General features: G+C 44.7%; 14 protein-coding genes and 1 pseudogene. 8 read left to right on the top strand and 7 right to left on the bottom strand.

All coding sequences use genetic code 11. The features are described from left to right. Positions 1 to 138 precede the first annotated feature (138 nt). Both R7M72_RS08600 and R7M72_RS08610 read left to right on the top strand, forming a co-directional pair. Positions 139 to 1,404 (top strand): peptidoglycan DD-metalloendopeptidase family protein, encoded by a 1,266-nt coding sequence (locus R7M72_RS08600; protein ID WP_318056130.1) that lies wholly within the window; start codon positions 139 to 141, stop codon positions 1,402 to 1,404. Between the two features lie 523 nt (positions 1,405 to 1,927). After that, positions 1,928 to 3,142: a CobW family GTP-binding protein gene (locus tag R7M72_RS08610; RefSeq protein WP_062730951.1), complete on the top strand. Its 1,215-nt coding sequence runs from the start codon at positions 1,928 to 1,930 to the stop codon at positions 3,140 to 3,142. A gap of 147 nt (positions 3,143 to 3,289) precedes the next feature. Here R7M72_RS08610 and zigA read toward each other — a convergent pair whose 3' ends face one another. Next, complete coding sequence (gene zigA, locus R7M72_RS08615) at positions 3,290 to 4,489, bottom strand: zinc metallochaperone GTPase ZigA (protein ID WP_005375723.1); 1,200 nt, start codon at positions 4,487 to 4,489, stop codon at positions 3,290 to 3,292. Positions 4,490 to 4,679: 190 nt separating this feature from the next. On the opposite strand from zigA, the gene R7M72_RS08620 reads away from it, so the two are divergent. Next, positions 4,680 to 5,105, top strand: coding sequence for a TraR/DksA C4-type zinc finger protein (locus R7M72_RS08620; protein ID WP_062730953.1), 426 nt, complete (start codon positions 4,680 to 4,682; stop codon positions 5,103 to 5,105). A 279-nt stretch (positions 5,106 to 5,384) separates the two neighbouring features. Further along, the gene (locus tag R7M72_RS08625) at positions 5,385 to 5,993 is read left to right on the top strand and encodes a MarC family protein (RefSeq protein ID WP_054576790.1); all 609 of its coding nucleotides are present in this window, start codon (positions 5,385 to 5,387) and stop codon (positions 5,991 to 5,993) included. 291 nt (positions 5,994 to 6,284) lie between these two features. Here R7M72_RS08625 and R7M72_RS08630 read toward each other — a convergent pair whose 3' ends face one another. Further along, entirely contained in the window at positions 6,285 to 6,725 is a 441-nt protein-coding gene (locus tag R7M72_RS08630; RefSeq protein ID WP_005375731.1) for a phosphate-starvation-inducible PsiE family protein, read from the bottom strand. Positions 6,726 to 6,899: 174 nt separating this feature from the next. Here R7M72_RS08630 and R7M72_RS26305 point away from each other — a divergent pair, with 174 nt between their 5' ends. The 4 genes and pseudogenes from R7M72_RS26305 to R7M72_RS08645 all read left to right on the top strand — a co-directional run bounded on the left by R7M72_RS26305 (position 6,900) and on the right by R7M72_RS08645 (position 10,089). After that, positions 6,900 to 7,094 carry a hypothetical protein gene (locus R7M72_RS26305; protein ID WP_258508929.1) on the top strand — a complete coding sequence of 65 codons (195 nt, stop codon included), beginning with the start codon at positions 6,900 to 6,902 and terminating at the stop codon, positions 7,092 to 7,094. 504 nt (positions 7,095 to 7,598) lie between these two features. Further along, positions 7,599 to 8,285 (top strand): annotated as a pseudogene (locus tag R7M72_RS26310) (PAS domain-containing protein); the annotation flags it as partial. A gap of 129 nt (positions 8,286 to 8,414) precedes the next feature. Beyond that, a complete protein-coding gene (locus R7M72_RS26315; RefSeq protein WP_372059180.1) occupies positions 8,415 to 8,819 on the top strand; it encodes a methyl-accepting chemotaxis protein in 405 nt (134 codons plus the stop codon). Positions 8,820 to 9,210: 391 nt separating this feature from the next. Further along, positions 9,211 to 10,089 (top strand): DMT family transporter, encoded by an 879-nt coding sequence (locus tag R7M72_RS08645; RefSeq protein ID WP_053303726.1) that lies wholly within the window; start codon positions 9,211 to 9,213, stop codon positions 10,087 to 10,089. A gap of 46 nt (positions 10,090 to 10,135) precedes the next feature. Here the strand turns inward: R7M72_RS08645 and R7M72_RS08650 are convergent, their stop codons facing one another. The 5 genes from R7M72_RS08650 to R7M72_RS08670 all read right to left on the bottom strand — a co-directional run bounded on the left by R7M72_RS08650 (position 10,136) and on the right by R7M72_RS08670 (position 15,153). Next, on the bottom strand, positions 10,136 to 11,044 hold the full coding sequence (locus R7M72_RS08650; RefSeq protein ID WP_315957209.1) for a hydroxymethylglutaryl-CoA lyase: 909 nt from the start codon (positions 11,042 to 11,044) through the stop codon (positions 10,136 to 10,138). Then, positions 11,044 to 11,883 carry an enoyl-CoA hydratase-related protein gene (locus R7M72_RS08655; protein WP_053303724.1) on the bottom strand — a complete coding sequence of 280 codons (840 nt, stop codon included), beginning with the start codon at positions 11,881 to 11,883 and terminating at the stop codon, positions 11,044 to 11,046. The genes R7M72_RS08650 and R7M72_RS08655 overlap by 1 nt, the downstream gene beginning before the upstream one ends. A 29-nt stretch (positions 11,884 to 11,912) precedes the next feature. Continuing rightward, positions 11,913 to 13,517, bottom strand: coding sequence for a carboxyl transferase domain-containing protein (locus R7M72_RS08660; RefSeq protein WP_136976445.1), 1,605 nt, complete (start codon positions 13,515 to 13,517; stop codon positions 11,913 to 11,915). A 25-nt stretch (positions 13,518 to 13,542) separates the two neighbouring features. After that, positions 13,543 to 14,712 (bottom strand): isovaleryl-CoA dehydrogenase, encoded by a 1,170-nt coding sequence (locus R7M72_RS08665; protein ID WP_318056132.1) that lies wholly within the window; start codon positions 14,710 to 14,712, stop codon positions 13,543 to 13,545. Between the two features lie 66 nt (positions 14,713 to 14,778). Beyond that, positions 14,779 to 15,153 (bottom strand): MerR family transcriptional regulator, encoded by a 375-nt coding sequence (locus tag R7M72_RS08670; RefSeq protein ID WP_017821195.1) that lies wholly within the window; start codon positions 15,151 to 15,153, stop codon positions 14,779 to 14,781. Positions 15,154 to 15,178: the final 25 nt, after the last annotated feature.

A 15,178-nucleotide genomic window follows, 5' to 3' on the forward strand; every position in this document is an offset into this window, starting at 1 on the left:
TTCTCAAAGAGAATGGGTTGAATGACTGGTCTTCTCTTAGCCAATCCAGTGAACTGAATAAACGTTTACTAAACTGAGTAAAAATAATCCTATATATGTTATAACATAACAATCGTTGTTATTGATACTTAGTTTCTCATGAGTCAGTTTAAATTTATTGCTTTAATCGTTGCTGTGTTTTGTTTTTCGGTCGCTTTGCTTCTACCTACAGAGGATGAGCCAAATCAAGATAGTCACAGCACTCAACTGAATCAAAGCAGTGATTCGTCACCACCTCCATCATCAAAGATAGTGGTTCCCTCAGATAGCAGTTTGACTCCGTTGCCTAAACCTAAACCTAAACAAATACACTACATAGTTAAAGTGGGAGATACGCTCAGTGGTATCTTCGCTCAATTGGGTCTCCCTTACGGTATTTTGCAGCAAATTCTCTCAGTTGATCTTGATCACCTCCAGCTAGATATGATTAAGCCCGGAGAAGAGCTTGAATTAGTGATGGATGACATGGGGCAATTGAGTCGACTAATTTATCATATGAGCCTTGTAGAGAAGGCTATCTACACTAGAGAAAACGATGGCTCCTTCTCTTACGAATTTCAGGAAATTTCAGGGGAATGGCGTGAAACCTTATTTTCGGGAGAAATCAAAGGGAGTTTTTCAGTCTCGGCACATCGAGTTGGATTGACATCAGGCCACGTCGCAAATATTACGCAGGTGATGAAAGATAAGATTGATTTTGCGCGATCTCTTAGAGCCGGTGACCGTTTCGATATATTAGTGAAACAGCAATATTTAGGTGAACACAAAACTGGCAATAGTGAGATTAAGGCTATTTCTTTTAACTTAGCGAGGGGCGAAGTCGCTGCATTTCTAGCCGAGGATGGACGGTTCTATGATAGAGCTGGTAACAGTTTGGAGCGAGCGTTTAACCGTTATCCTGTCGATAGGGCATACCGCCGAATCACCTCTGGGTTTAACCCTAAGCGTAAACACCCAGTGACGGGAAGAGTCACCCCGCATAACGGAACGGATTTCGCGACACCAATCGGTGCGCCAGTTTATTCTACTGGGGATGGAAAAGTAATTGCGGTCCGCAAGCACCCTTATGCCGGTAATTATTTAGTGATTGAACATAACAGTGTGTACAAAACTCGTTACCTACACTTGAATAAAATCTTGGTTAAAAAAGGTCAAGTTATAAAGCGTGGGCAAAAAATAGCCCTCTCTGGGAATACTGGTCGTTCAACCGGACCACATTTACATTTTGAAGTTTTAGTTCGTAATCGTCCGGTTGATGCAATGAAAGCCGACTTACCTATCGCGAAGTCGCTTCCTAACATCCAGAAACCTTCGTTTTTGGCGCGAGTATCAGAGTTTGATTATCTAGTAGAAACGAAAAACTGAGTCCCGACAATTTGTTAGGGCTCAGTTATGCTATTTTGTGTTGTGAGGTTGGAGCAATAGGTGAGTGTCAATATGTGTTCCTAGAAGAATAATGACTGCGATTTTTTCTTTTACGTGCGCCCACATCCGCAACATCGGACACTTTGCAACAACCTCCGCCTTTGATCGGCCTACGTGAAAACATCACACCAATCGCGAGCATCGCAATACAACTTAGGAAAATAAGAACGGTAAGAACTAAAGTCATAACACCACCTCCTATAAATCGCTGTATTGTCATCTTTCTCCAATTTTATAAACAAAGCAATGGTCGTTTTGTAACCACTTATTATTTTTATCAATAGTCAGACCTTTGCTGGTGATGAAACGTGATGAGAAACGAAGGAGAGTTCTGAGAAATCAGCCCCTGTGATCTTTACCGATTCTTAAGTTTTGCGTCTAAGACAGCAATTGGATTCCTTCTATAACTCACTAAGCTGTTATGTTATAACATGCGTTCATCCAGAGTTTGTAGGTCAAAAGTATGCCATCAATTCCAGTCACCATTTTGCATGGGTTTCTCGGGTCCGGGAAAACCACGTTTTTACGCAATATTCTTCAACAAGCCGATTCTTCTGGTATTGATCTGTCCGTTATTGTTAATGACATGAGTGAGTTAGACGTCGATGGCGTGCTTATCTTAAATACCGATGCGGTGAGTGAAGAGCAGGGCAACTTTGTTACGATCAGTGGAGACAGCATCAGCAGCCTGAGTGGTGTAAAGCAGCTCGATAAAGCCCTTAAAAAGCTCTGCGCAGAAAAATCGCCAGAATGGGTTGTGATTGAAACGTCGGGCAGTAGTCATCCTTTACCTTTGGTCGAGTACTTCAAAAGTAACGCACAATTCGCACTCAAAGACGTAATTACGTTGGTGGATGCGACTTGGTTGCGAGATGACTATCGACAAGGTTCTGCCTTAATCCCTAAGTGGCAGGAGAACGTGCAGCAGGGTGTTCGCGGCGTTGAAAACTTGTTGGTAGAGCAAATCATGTTCTCAAGCCGTATCATGCTCACCAAGACGGACAAAGTGGACGACAATACCGTTCGCAACATCGCGCAGGCGATTCACCCGCTTAACGTTTACACCGAGATAATCAAAACGTCGTGGGGAAACTTGGATATCCGCATGTTGAAAGGTGAGCAAGACTACAATTTCTTCCTTGTTGAGCAGTTAATCGCAGAACTTCGTGAGACGGTGAATGAGCCGTTGAATCTCTCTGATAAAGACGAACAAAGCCTTGTCGCGAAAGTGATCAAAGATGATCGACCTTTTCATCCTGCGCGTTTGTGGAATACCTGCCACCAGTATTTAACTAAAGGTGTGTTCCGCAGTAAAGGGTTCTTTTGGTTTCCAACTCGAGACGATGTTTCACTGCTTTGGAGCCAAGCAAGCGGCAATGTGGGGCTTGAAATTACAGGCTTTTGGCGCGCTTCGGTAATCAATGACGAATCGCAAAACTTCACTGAGGAACATCGTCAAATCCTGCAAGATAAGATAGACAGTGTTGAAAGCCGCTTTGGTGATCGTCGTTGTCGCTTAACGGTGATTGGGCAGGAAAACGAAGTCGATGCGTTTATTGATGCGCTGGAAAACTGCTTTTTAACGGAAGGGGAATTGGAGCAATGGCAACAAGGGGCAACATTTGAAGATCCTTGGCCAAAGAAAATAGCTAAGTTGAGCCAGAAGAAGACGGTTTGAATGCGCTGGTGAGGATTCCCTCGCTGCATGCTTGAATCTCAGCTTGTTCCAAGACGGACTTGCTGCGTTGGTTCTATATAACAAAATTGGCTCAGTGTAACTAAAAAGCCTCCCGAATGGTGGGAGGCTTTTTTGTATCTCAGTCGTTTACTGTTCCCATTCAGGGAAAGGGTCTTCCAGAGATAACCAATAGTCGAGCCCTTGCTCCATCTCATCTTCTGTTAACAAGCATTCGTTAAGACGAGCAATCAATTTCTCTTGCTCTAATCCCTGACCAATAAACACCAATTCTTGTCGCATATCGCCGTATGGTTCTTGCCAAATGTCGTTTATAGCATCTAGGTAATCTTGATCCGTCGGCCACTCCTCCTTCGGAATCGCTTTCCAAAACATACCCGCAACACCATAACGTGCGATGCCTCCCGCTTGGCTCCATTGGCCGACAAACTCTGGTCTGGTTGCTAGCCAAAAGTAACCTTTGGAACGAATCAGTTTGCCGTAATCTTTCGCATTGTGGAGGAAGTCGTAAAACTTCTCTGGATGGAAAGGGCGTCTCGCATGATAGGCAAAGCTGGAAATGCCGTATTCTTCGGTTTCAGGTATGTGCTCGCCTCGCATTTCCTTCAACCAACCTGGGGCTTGTTGTGCCTTTTCAAAACTGAAGCTTTGTGTGTCGAGTACCGCATCAAGTTCTACTTCACCATTCGAGATAGGAAGAATAGTGGCCGATGTATTGAGAGTTTTAAGAATAGCAAGAAGCCTTTCGATTTCTGATTTCTCAGCGAGGTCGGTTTTACTTATCAAGATAACGTCAGCGAACTCTACTTGATCAACGAGCAAGTCGGCGACGCTGCGTTCATCGTCTTCACCTAAGGATTCGGCTGTCTCTGTTAAGAACTTAGCTTCATCGTAATCACGCAGAAAGTTAATCGCATCAACTACTGTAACCATGGTGTCTAAACGTGCAACGTCTGAAAGTGAGAGCCCGTTTTCATCGGCAAAAGTAAAAGTCTCTGCAACGGGGAGTGGCTCGGCGATGCCAGTGGACTCGATAACTAAGTAATCGAATCTGCCTTCTTGCGCGAGTTTAGTAACTTCTTCAAGTAGATCCTCACGCAGGGTACAACAGATGCAGCCGTTACTCATTTCAACCAACTTTTCTTCACTGTGGTTGAGAGAAACTTCATTCTGAACGGTCGCTGCGTCGATGTTGACTTCGCTCATGTCGTTGACGATGACCGCCACTTTTCTGCCTTGTCTATTGTTAAGAATATGACTTAAAACGGTTGTTTTTCCTGCGCCTAGAAAGCCGGACAAAACCGTAACAGGGAGTTTCTGGGTGTTCATGCTCATGCTCTTTATAGTGTAATGTTATAATATAACAATTAATATAGTCGGTGATCTTAACTCTGGCATCAAGCAGTTTGTGACTGTGTCGAGTACTGCACCTTATTGGCGCATTCATTCGTCGTTAAGTTATACAGATTCAGATGTACGGAATTTAGAGAGCGAACTCTTATCTCGGTGTGGAGGTTCTATGAACGAAGAGAAAAAGCATGTCATGACAGAAGAAGAAATTCTTGCAGCGCCCGAGGCGGATTATATGAATGAAGCTCAGCTCGCATTTTTTGAAAACCGATTATTTGAGCTTTATGAATCGACGTTAGCGCATATTGAACGCGCGAAAGAAGAGATGATTACGCCAATGGAATTCAGTGACGAAAGCGATAGGGCGTCCAGTGAGGAGCAATCTGCAATCGCATTAAGAATCATAGATAGAGAGCAAAAGTTGTTACCTAAGATTCAACAATCGTTGGCTCGCTTGCGCACAGGGGAGTATGGCTATTGTTTAGAGTCCGGAGAACCTATCGGCATTCCAAGGTTATTGGCACGACCTACTGCTGAATATAGTGCAGAAGTAAAAGCTCAAATGGAGTCAAAAGAGCACTGGTATAAACACTAAAGCCTCACTATCTTATGACGTCGATATTCTTCTCGTTCACTTGTTTTTTTTGATGTTCTCTGAGAAGTCTAAAGCGATGGCGACTACCGTTAGGTATGGTAGTCATTACCTTTGAGATATTAATAGTTATCGATAGGATAGAAGTAAGTTCTGTATTGTAAATAACGCACCATTTTTGTTTTTCTGAATGAGCTCTCGCTATGTTAGCGTCAAACATTTTCTCTGCTACTTCAAGCTGATCTTCTATCCTTAAAGCTAAATTGGTACTGGAGAAGTAGCATGATTGACTTTGTGGCAACTTTTATCTTTTTCTTTGCTGTCATCGATCCCATAGGTACTGTGCCCGTTTTTATCGCAACCACAAAAAGCTATGAAGAAGTGGCAAAGCGTAAGGTCGCTCTGTTTGCGACTCTATTCTCCGCTGCTATCCTACTGTTTTTTGTTGTTGCTGGTGAAATCATACTTACAGCAATGCGTATTCCCTTGTCTGCGTTTCAAATCTCGGGCGGTATCGTATTGTTCTTGTTTGCTTTGACTATGATATTTGGTGAGAGTAAACCAGCAGAAGAAATCAGAACGCTCAATAGTCATCATGATACAGCAGTTTTTCCTCTAGCCATTCCATCAATTGCTAGCCCTGGCGCAATATTAGCCGCCGTTTTACTCACAGAGAACGTGCGGTTTAATATTTGGGAGCAAGTCCAGACCGTGGCTATGATGCTGCTGGTACTATTGGTTGTTTATATCTTGCTATTAATGGCCAGCGGCATACACAGGATTATTGGGAATACAGGAGCTAGTGCTGTAAGTCGGATCATGGGGTTGATATTAGCCGCTGTGGCCACGACCAACACTCTGAATGGGATTGAAAGTTACTTTGACCTTTAAGGCTGTTTCGCAAACTGAGCTGAAGGAGTTGAAAGTAAAATGCATAGATGTTGAGGGTATATATCAGATGGGGGAACTGGAGCAACACTTGCCCCCATTGAGCTGTGCCAATACTCAAAGATTAGCTGCTAGAAAACAATATCGATAATTTCTCCGCTTAGGCACTACTCTATAATCTTGTAGTCTCGCAGTATATAGAGCCTAGCATGGAGGAATTTATTAGCTTCAACGTGCCAAGACAAGACTTTTTCATGCCGTGAGAGTATCTGAAAAGTCGGGAGGCTGAGAAGTTTATTCAGTATGGCTCTTATTGGGCAGTTTATGGATCAGCCAGTAACCAAGACTCATACTAAGAACTACAGCCGCAATTCCAATCAGGTACATTGGAGACAAGGTTTCAAAGTCTATAATAATGACCTTTCGGGAGATTGCCATCAGCGCGGTGGCCATGACGATTTTTACATGAATAACATTCTCTCGCAGGTAAATAGTTATATTGATGAAAATTTCAATAGCAATTAAAACGGCCATAAAAGCACCAAAAGTGGCTAGCATATCTGAAATCGTCAGAATGAGTTTAGGTGGCGTGATAAGTTTTTGATATATCGTCCATGCAACATCTATCACACCCATGACGATTACAAACAACATAACTATCGACAATACTCTTACAGACCAATGAATCACTATCTGTAATTTTTTTGTTAACTTATCATTTTTATCGACTTCCATGGCCCTGTTTCCTTCGCTTGTTTATGTTCACTTAACCTTCATATGTTGAAGCTAGACAATTGAATACATGTCGTTTTAAGCATAGTTGTTGTGGTGAGAGATAGAAGCGTCCGAGGGAAGGAAGTTATGAAACTTAGGAGTGGGCACAATGTTGGACACATAATGTAATCTCTGGTGTCATGCGTTATTACCTCATTACCTCATTACCTCATTACCTCATTACCTCATTACCTCATTTCTGATCGTGACGAGTCGACTGGTGAGGTGGTGATTCATCACCTTCACGGCAAACTGAATGAGCGGATACCACAACGTATTGATACTGGGCAAATCGATGCGCTTGTTGCTGGTTCCTCCGTGCGTTGTTAATAGAAATACAAGCGAATAAGGAGTGGATAATCGCTCAAACGGCGGATGGAACAGCGATAAAACGGCAAAAATTATTGGAACTAAGTCAAAGCCCCTTTTTGATGGAAAGGCTTGTTGATCTGAACACACCACTTCTCCATATAAGTATATCCACAAATACAAACCTCAAACTGGCGATAAAGAGCTTTAATATTGATAAATGTATAAACAGCTTGGGCGCTGAAGAAATTTCAGTATACTGCGCTAGGTTACACTGGAGAAAAAATCGCCGTATTCCCAGCAGGGTCCTTTGATGAGAAATAGAAATCGCGTTTGAATATGCAACCAAACGATTTGGCCGCTTGCAGTTTATTCGGTATACAAATAATAAACCTTTGACTAGTCCGAAGGTCGGTCAAATGAGAGAAAGTCATGTTTTTTAATAAGTCGCTTCAACAAGAAAATCAACGATTAAAGCAGGAGTTGCAAATCCTGCAGCAAATCCAAACCAGTTTAGATGAAGAGATGATCCGCTTAACATTGGATAGTAAAGGCATCATTACTTCTGCAAATACTAAGCTACAGCAAGAACTTTTCTTAAATGATGATGAGATCTTAACGAAATCGATTACTGAATTGGTACCGTCAAATTCGCGCAATACAGATCACTTTCATCGAATGAAGAAAGCCGTCCAAGATAAAGTGTTCTGGAATGGGGCATTGCAAGTACAGAAAGGTAATGGTGAGGAAGCCTGGTTAAGAACGATTATCCAGCCTGTTTTAAATGAGCGCAGAGAAGTAGAAAGCTTTTTTGTTTTTGCTTCTGAACTTACGCGAACGATCAAATCATCTCGTGAGCAAGAGGACATGCTAAATGCATTAAGTCGTTCTATGGCGGTAATTGAGTTCACATTAGATGGCCATGTTTTAAAAGCCAACGATAATTTCCTAAACACAATGGGTTATACGCTTGATCAGATTCTAGGGAAGCATCATCGCATGTTTTGTGATCAGGAAGAGTCGAGCTCTCAAGCTTACCGTGAGTTTTGGCAACGTTTAGCAAAAGGGCAATTTTCATCAGAGCGATTCAAACGAGTTAACCGTTATGGTGAAGAGGTGTGGTTAGAGGCTTCATATAACCCAATCCATAACGACAGAGGAGAGCTCTATAAGGTCGTTAAGTTCGCGACAGATATTACCCAGCAGGTGATGCAGGAACAGAAAATGGCCCAGGCTGCGCAATTGGCGAATGAAATCTCGCAAGAAACTGGAACACAAACCCTGCAAGGGCAAGAGGTTATAGGCTCAACGTTAGAAAAGATGCAGATACTTTCCGAGCAAATGCAGCAAGCGAACACCGCGATTGACGAGCTTAAAGCGCACTCATCGCGTATTAGCGAGTTGGTAAATAGCATCAGTGGTATCGCTGACCAAACTAACTTATTGGCGTTAAATGCGGCGATAGAAGCGGCTCGTGCGGGTGAGCATGGTAGAGGTTTTGCCGTTGTTGCTGATGAAGTCAGACAGCTTGCTACAAGAACCAATGCAACCACCGATGAAATTGTCACAATGGTCAGTGAAAACCTACAGCGAACAGATAACGCAGTTAAGCTGATCGCTAAATGCCAAAAAGAAGCACTAGATACGCTAGAGCTCTCTGAAAAAGCAGGCAATGTGATGAATGAAATACAAGATGGCGCTATCCGTGTTGTAGAGGCCGTGGAGCAATTTAACCGCTCGTTGTAGTTAATCAATAAGTTTTCATTGTAGGGGCGATGGGTAAAAAGCAATTCGCCTTATTCAACCTGTATTGAGGAGCGCTGAAGTCGCAATACTACTCCTGCCGCAGTCAAGTTAAGCGTTTTGAAGGGGAGGTAGTTCGACACCTGGTACAGGTTTTAGCCAGTTTGCTTGCTGTATAGAATGCTAAAGTAATTTAGTATGCGAAAAGGCTTGCCTTAAGACTTTGCCTGCATTTAATGTATCTAGCAGCAGAACTTCAATCTGCGTGACAACAATACAGGAGAGGATCGGGCTTTCACTTTTTCGCTCGACACAAACCCCTTTCAAATTTACACAATAGTGCAGTAAAACTCTCTTGCTACGCTATTGTGTGTTCCATATTTTGTGAGTACTTATGTTTAACTCAGAACGCAAAGCGACGGTTATTCTGGTTGCGACGACGATGATCGCGGCACTTGGCTGGATATTCTCTAAGGAAACAATACAGGGTTTACCACCTTTTGGCTTTATTGGGGCGCGATTTACTATCGCTTCGCTCTGCTTACTGCCTCTATGTTACCGACCTTTGCTGAAAGCAAACTTAAAAGATGTGCTTTCTGCTGGTGGTGTCGGGCTCCTGTTAGGCAGTGCCGTTATGACATGGATTTACGCTATTTCTATCAGTGATACTCTCGGGGAAGGCGCATTTATCATGAGCCTTTCCATGCTGTTTGTGCCGATTGTTGCATGGGTTATGTTTCGTCAACGACCACAACGAATTTTCTGGCTTTCTTTGCCTATCGCTGTATTAGGTCTTGCTTGTCTTTCTTTAGTTGGTGGCTGGAAACAATCGGCCAGTCAATTGTGGTTTCTTGGTGCAGCACTGGTTTTGGCGCTTCATTTTAATGTGAACAGCAAATACTCTCAAAAACTACCTGTGCTGCTGCTTACTTGCGTGCAACTTTTTTCAGCAGGTTGTTTAGGTTTGTTGGTTTCATTTTTTATGGAATCTTTCCCGGCAGAGGTGGACTCCTCTATTTGGTGGTGGTTTGCGTTGAGTACCTTATTAGCGACGAGCTTGCGTTACGTAATGCAAACCATGGGGCAAAAATTTGTTCAGGCAGGTAACGCTGCTCTAATTATGATATTAGAACCAGTTTGGACGGTTATTCTGAGCGTGCTGTGGTATGGCGAAGTGCTAACGGCAAATAAATTAGTAGGTTGTGTGCTTATCTTATTTTCTTTAATTATTTACCGTACTGGCGGGCGGTTTCGCTTCACTACTCGAAAGTAGATGGAGCTAGCTTGGGTTGGGAGAATTTGAGGTGCCGGATGGCCTTCTACGAAAGTGATAATACGCGGTTACGCAATGCTAATGACACTTTTGATGTAGGCTGCCGACCCTGCTCTTCGCTGATCATCCAGCCAGCTTTAGCCAGTAGCTCTAAGTCGATCCCCGTTTCTATTCCTAACCCTTGGCATAAATACAGTACATCCTCCGTTGCGACATTTCCTGATGCGCCATGAGCGTATGGGCATCCACCCAGCCCAGCTACACTACTGTCGATGGTATTGATGCCCATACTCAGTGCCTGATAAATGTTGGTGAGAGCTTGTCCCCATGTGTCGTGGAAATGGACAGCCAGCTGGGGAAGAGGTGCAACCAACATGACGGCTTCTAGCATAGCAGCGATACGGTTTGGCGTGCCTGTACCGATTGTGTCGCCTAGAGACACCTCATAACACCCTAAATCGATGAGTGATTTGACCACGCTCGCCACTTGTTTAGGGGCTGTCGGGCCATCGTAAGGGCAGTCGGCAACGCAGGATAGATAGCCACGAACAGGGATGCCGTATTTGGTGGCTAATCGCATTACAGGTTCGAAGCGAGTTAGGCTTTCTGCAATCGAGCAATTGATATTGTGTTGGCAGAATCCTTCTGAGGATGAAGTGAAAATTGCGACCTGATTGGCGTCAGCCTCCAACGCTTGTTCTAAGCCTTTTAGGTTTGGAGTCAGGGCAGAGTAGGTAACATGATTTCGCCGTGTTATTGCTTTCATGACCTCTATTGAGTCCGCCATTTGTGGCACCCATTTGGGTGAGACAAAAGAGCCCGCCTCAATATGCGTTAACCCAGTATCAGAGAGTAAGTTGATCAGCCGGATTTTAGTTTGGGTCGCAACAGGAGATTCATTTTGCAACCCATCTCTAGGACCTACTTCGACAATCTTTACTTTGGAAGGTAGCATTACTTGTCCTGTGACTTGGTGACCCAACTTGGGCTACGTTTTTCAAGAAACGCTTGCAGCCCATCTTGACCTTGGGGTGATACTCTAATGTCCGCAATGAGCTTGCTAGTATAGTGAATCAGTTGTTGATCAATGGGGTTTTGATGACATTGATGGCAGAGCGTTTTTGCTTTACGCATCGCATCTGGGCTATTCAGTAGTAAAGTCTTGATTACGCTACCGACCGCACTTTCAAGCTGTTTGGCTTCTTTTACTTCGTGCACAATACCAAACCGTTCGGCATCTTCGGCTGAAATGACTTCACCACTTAAGATATAGCGTCTAGCTTGTCTATTCCCCATCGCGCGCATGACGTAAGGCGCAATGGTTGCTGGAACTAAACCAAGCCTAACTTCACTTAAGCAAAAGTTGGCACTTTGGCTTGCGATGGCGATATCACTACAACAAATCAACCCTAAAGCACCACCATAAGCGGAACCTTGAACAACTGCGATGGTGGGTTGAGGGAACGAATCTAATGTTTCCATGAGTCTTGCCAAGTTTTGGGCATCAACGAAGTTATCTTGCCTCGTGCTGTCGGCCATCGACTGCATCCAATTCAAATCGGCCCCGGATGAAAAATGCTTACCGTTACTTCTTAATACCAAGCACCGCACATCCGTTCGTAAAGCGAGATAATCTAGGCGGTGGATCAGCAAGTCGATCGTACAAGCGTCAAAAGCATTGTGTTTGGCTGTTCTGTTTAAGGTAATGGTCGCTACGCCATTATCATCGACATGCCAAAGAACATCATCTTGCCTTTGGGCGTTGGGAATAATGCTTGGTTGCATTTCCTGCATACTAACTTCCTTAATTCATCTTTGGATGTTTACATTCTGAAGACGCCAAACTCGCTATCAGGAATGGGGGCGTTTAATGCTGCTATTAACGCTTGACTCAACACCTGACGCGTTTTTTTAGGGTCAATAATTCCGTCATCCCATAGCCGAGCACTCGCAAAATAGGGATGTCCTTGTGTTTCATACAAGTCTATGATCGATTCTCTAAAAATGTGCTCTTCTTGCTCTGACCACGCTTCCCCCTGACGTTCCTTCGCGTCTTTTCGAACTTGTGTTAAAACGCCTGCTGCTTGTTCTCCGCCCATCACAGAAATACGCGCGTTCGGCCACATCCACATCATGGTTGGATCATACGCTCGGCCGCACATGCCGTAATTACCAGCGCCGTACGATCCACCGATGATCACGGTAAACTTCGGCACGTCAGCACAAGCGACGGCCATCACTAGCTTGGCGCCATGTTTTGCGATGCCTTCTTCTTCAACCTTTTTTCCGACCATAAAGCCGGTAATATTTTGGAGAAAAAGAAGCGGTGTTTTCCGTTTGGCGCACAGCTCAATAAAGTGCGCGCCTTTTTGTGCCGATTCAGAAAACAAGATACCGTTGTTTGCCACAATGCCAATCAAGTGTCCTTGAATACGAGCGAAACCACACACTAGCGTTCTGCCGTACAAGGCTTTGAATTCGTCGAAATCAGAATCATCGACGATGCGGGCAATAATTTCTCGAACGTCGAATGACAGTCGTAAGTTGGCATTCACGATTCCGTAGATTTCTTCTGCGTCGTAGCGGGGAGGAAGCACGGTGTTTTCTGGCTTAACAGGTCTTGTTCTATTGGCATTGGCAATGGCTTCTCTCGCAAGCATTAGGGCATGTTCATCATTTTCAGCGTAATAATCTGCGACACCAGATTTTCGACAATGCACGTCTGCACCGCCGAGCTCTTCACCCGTCACGACTTCGCCAGTGGCCGCTTTCACCAAAGGTGGCCCCGCCAAAAAAATGGTGCCTTGCTCTTTAACCATAATGGACACATCCGCCATGGCAGGAACGTACGCGCCCCCAGCAGTGCAAAGCCCCATCACAACAGCAACTTGGGGGATGCCTTTCGCTGACATTCTCGCTTGGTTAAAGAAAATGCGACCAAAGTGTTCTTTGTCGGGGAAGACGTCGGACTGATGAGGGAGATTTGCGCCACCGGAGTCCACCAAATACACGCAGGGGAGTTGGCAACGTTGGGCAATCTCTTGTGCTCTAAGGTGTTTTTTTACCGTGAGTGGGTAGTAGGTTCCGCCTTTTACCGAAGCATCGTTGGCGATGACCATGCATTGAATCCCCTCTATGATACCAATGCCGGCGATAACACCAGCGCAGGGGATCGCTTCGTCATACACTTGCCAGGCGGCAAACTGGCTGATTTCAAGAAAGTCAGTGTTGTCATCAAGCAAGCGCGCGATGCGTTCTCGTGCGGGGAGTTTTCCTTTTTGCCTCTGGTGCTCAATGGCTTTTTCACCGCCGCCCTGTTTGATGGTCTCGATGTGTTGATTAAGTTGAGTGACCAACGTTTCCATCGCAGCTTTATTGGAAAGAAATAACTCGTCAGTTGGCTTAGTTTTACTTTTGATAATGGCCATAATGACTTCCTTGTCGTATGTTCCGTTAGCGAGATTCTTCGAACAGCTCTCGGCCTATTAACATGCGGCGAATCTCAGAGGTACCCGCGCCGATTTCATAAAGCTTTGCATCACGTAGCAAACGACCAGCAGAGTATTCATTGATGTAGCCATTCCCACCGAGCAACTGGATTGCATCGAGTGCCATTTGTGTGGCGAGTTCTGCACTGTACAAAATCGCGCCAGCGGCGTCTTTGCGTGTTGCGTTACCTCGATCACAAGCCGCTGCGACGGTATATGCATACGCTTTTGCTGCACTCATTCGAGAGTACATATCGGCGATCTTGCCCTGAACTAACTGAAACTCGCCAATGGATTTTCCAAACTGCTCTCGTTCATGTACGTACGGGACCACAATGTCCATGCAAGCTTGCATTATCCCGAGTGGTCCGGCAGCGAGGACGACGCGCTCGTAATCCAGCCCACTCATTAATACCTCGACGCCTTGATTCAACTCGCCAAGAATATTCTCTTTTGGCACTACGCAATGGTTAAATACAAGTTCGCAAGTATTCGAGCCTCTCATGCCTAGCTTGTCCAGCTTTTGAGCATGAGTGAAACCTGCGAAGTTACGTTCAATAATGAATGCGGTAATGCCACGTGAACCTGCGCTGACATCTGTTTTAGCGTAAAGCACCACTACGTCAGCATCGGGCCCATTTGTTATCCACATTTTGTTGCCATTCAGTACAAAATGGTCGCCCTTGTTCTCCGCTTTCAGTTGCATGCTTATCACGTCTGAACCGGCATTGGGCTCGCTCATCGCTAGGGCGCCAACGTGCGTACCATCAATGAGTTTTGGAAGGTATTTTTCGCGTTGAGAAGGCGTGCCGTTACGAAAGATTTGGTTGACGCACAGGTTAGAATGAGCGCCGTAGCTTAAAGCGACAGACGCAGAGGCACGGCTGATTTCTTCCATGGCAACAACATGAGCGAGGTATCCCATGCCTGCACCACCAAGCTCTTCATCGACGGTCACACCAAGCAACCCCATTTCTCCCAACAAAGGCCATAAATGATTCGGGAACTGGTTATCGCGGTCTATCTCAGCGGCGATGGGCGCGATATGTTCCGTAGCAAAGGCATTAACGTGTTCTCGGAGCATATCGATGGTATCACCAAGTCCGAAATTGAGTGGGGTATAGGTGCTTTTCATAACGTCTCCCGGTATCAGAGGTAAGGTGGAAAAGCCTGTAGCGGTGTTGCTAATTGAGTATAGCGTTTATGTCTGCTTGCTTTTGAGTGTTTGAATACAACGCTCCTTAGCGGCATTCAACTCTGCCATAACGACGCTGATGTCGTTGAGTTGTTGCTGTAGGACGGCTTGTTTCTCTTCAATGATATTGAGCATTTTCAATAACTGTCCTTCGGTTTGTTGCATGTCGTAGAGCTCGAAAAGTTCACGAATTTCTGCCAACGAAAAACCGAGTCGTTTCCCTCTTAAAATCAGTTTGAGGCGAATTCTATCCCTGCGTTGATAAACGCGCATATTGCCTTTTCGCTCTGGTTCAATCAGACCCACGTCTTCATAAAACCGGATACTGCGAGTAGTAATATCAAACTCCTTGGCGAGGTCACTGATCTTGTATTTTTCCATAACATACTTACCTCGAATAAAAATC

This window comes from Vibrio sp. YT-18 (assembly GCF_033337345.1).
Taxonomy (GTDB): domain Bacteria; phylum Pseudomonadota; class Gammaproteobacteria; order Enterobacterales; family Vibrionaceae; genus Vibrio; species Vibrio alginolyticus.